The sequence below is a fragment of the Streptomyces sp. MnatMP-M17 genome (assembly GCF_900091995.1).
In the GTDB taxonomy this organism is placed as follows: Bacteria; Actinomycetota; Actinomycetes; order Streptomycetales; family Streptomycetaceae; genus Streptomyces.
In genome coordinates, this window is sequence record NZ_FMDK01001275.1 from 1 (window position 1) to 1947 (window position 1947).

General features: G+C 71.1%; 3 protein-coding genes. 2 read left to right on the forward strand and 1 reads right to left on the reverse strand.

The features are described 5' to 3' along the window. On the forward strand, positions 1 to 119 hold a 119-nt coding region (locus GA0115259_RS38515; protein WP_141716909.1), incomplete at its 5' end, for a DUF397 domain-containing protein. Positions 120 to 231: 112 nt separating this feature from the next. Here the strand turns inward: GA0115259_RS38515 and GA0115259_RS38520 are convergent. Next, a complete protein-coding gene (locus tag GA0115259_RS38520; protein WP_093605276.1) occupies positions 232 to 1467 on the reverse strand; it encodes a winged helix DNA-binding domain-containing protein in 1236 nt (411 codons plus the stop codon). 89 nt (positions 1468 to 1556) lie between these two features. Between GA0115259_RS38520 and GA0115259_RS38525 the strand changes: the two genes are divergently transcribed. Further along, a partial coding sequence (locus GA0115259_RS38525; RefSeq protein WP_141716910.1) for a response regulator transcription factor occupies positions 1557 to 1947 on the forward strand: 391 nt, incomplete at its 3' end.

Here is a 1947-nt window from a genome sequence, read left to right on the forward strand (position 1 = left end):
GCGGCGTGGTTCCTGTCCGTGACTCCAAGAACCCGAGCGGTCCGGTTCTGGACCTCCCTGTCGGAGCGTTCGCCTCGTTCGTAGAAGGCGTCAAGGCAGGCAAACTCGACACCGTCTGATGTGGCGCCTCATGCGCCCAACCCGAGCCCCGCCGGCACTCCCTCCCGGAGCGGCGGGGCTCTTCGCTACCGTACGTAACGTAAGAATGTGAGGTCCGCCTCGGCCCTCGGCTCAGAGATGCTTGCCGGTATCGACGGCGCCGAGAGCCAGGCTGGGGACCGCCTCCAGGATCTGGCCGACGCGCTCCGACTGGGCTTCCAGATCGGTCAATTGACGTCTCGTCAGTTCCTGAAACGCCTCGACCTTGATGGCGACCTTGCGTCCGGAGCGCTTCTGGTGCCACACGCCGGACACCACACCGCCGATGGTGACCACCTGTACGGTGCCGGCCTGCCCGCGTGTCAGGGCGCGCTCGGCGGCCTGCCCGGGATAGACACGCGCACGCGGATGGCTTCCCACCGCGTAGGCGTCGAAGTACGGCAGGAGCCGCAGCCCGTCCGGATCGGCGCCGTCCGGGCCGGCGCCGGGCGGATCGGCCTGTTCGTCGGCCAGCTCGAAGAGTGTCGTACCCGCTGTCGTACCCGCGCTCTCGCCGGTCTCGCCGCTTGCTCCGCGTCCCACCGGCCGTAACTCCTCGCGCAGCGAGGCGAACAGCGCGTTCGCCCAAGGGCGCGGCGCGCTCAGCCACTGCGCGAAGTGCCGCGCGTTCGCCGGGCCGTAGGCGCGCAGATAGCGGCGCAGGACCTCGGCCTGGGCCGCGTCCGCGTCCATCGGCGTGAAACCGGGCAGCCAGCGGTCCGGACTGGTGTACGTGACCTTCCGCCCGCGGTTCGGGCCGAAGCACAGCACTCCACGATGAGCGGCGGTGTGCAGCGCCTGCCGCCAGCGCGGCCACATCCCGTCGAAGCCCGGGACGACCGGGTCGGCGGCCCAGTCGCCGAGCCGTGCGATCACCGCCTCGCTCAGCTCGTCCACCGTGGGCGGCTCGCCCTCGCGCAGCACGTCCGCGACGGCGCCGACCACGGCGTCGGTCTGCGCGCCGTCCATACGGGCCGCCACGGGCAGCCCGCCCGGAGGCATCGGTACGGCGGCCAACGCGCCGGTCCACAGCGGCAGTTCGTGGGACGGCAGCAGATGCACCGTGCCGCGCGGCCCGAACGTCTTCACCAGCGTGCGGTCCTCCCACAGCGCCCGGCGCACATCGGCACGGGTCGTCACGGCCGTCCGCAGCCCGATCGACAGCTCGGCCGCAGACATCACCTGCGCGTGTGCTCCGCATATCGCGCCCGCGATCGCCGGAATCCGCCCGGCGGCGGCCGGTACGTCCAGACTGTGCCTGGCCAGCCGCCGGGCGCGGATGCCCGGCCAGGACTCGTCGGGGACATCGGGCTGCTCACTGACGGCCATGTGCGGAGGTCCTCCTGGACGGGCGTCGGGCGTACGACGTCGCGGGGCTCTGTGTGCTCGCTACGATCGTCGGCGTGTGCGCAAACATCATGGTCGCCGAAGATGACGTGAAGCAGGCCGAATTGGTGCGCCGCTATCTGGAGCACGAAGGGCACTCGGTCACGGTCGTCGGGGACGGACGTGCGGCTCTTGAGGAGGTCCGGCACAGGGAGCCCGACCTGCTCGTGCTCGATGTGATGATGCCCAGGACCGACGGCCTGGACGTGGTGAGGATCCTGCGCGCCGAGAGCCGGGAGGTGCCGGTGCTGATGCTGACGGCCCGCAGTACCGAGGACGATCTGCTGCTCGGTCTGGATCTCGGCGCCGACGACTATATGACCAAGCCGTTCAGCCCGCGTGAGCTGATGGCCCGGGTACGTACGCTGCTGCGCCGCAACCGGCGTTCCGCCGGCCCGGCGCCGACTCCCGGCTCCGGGCCGG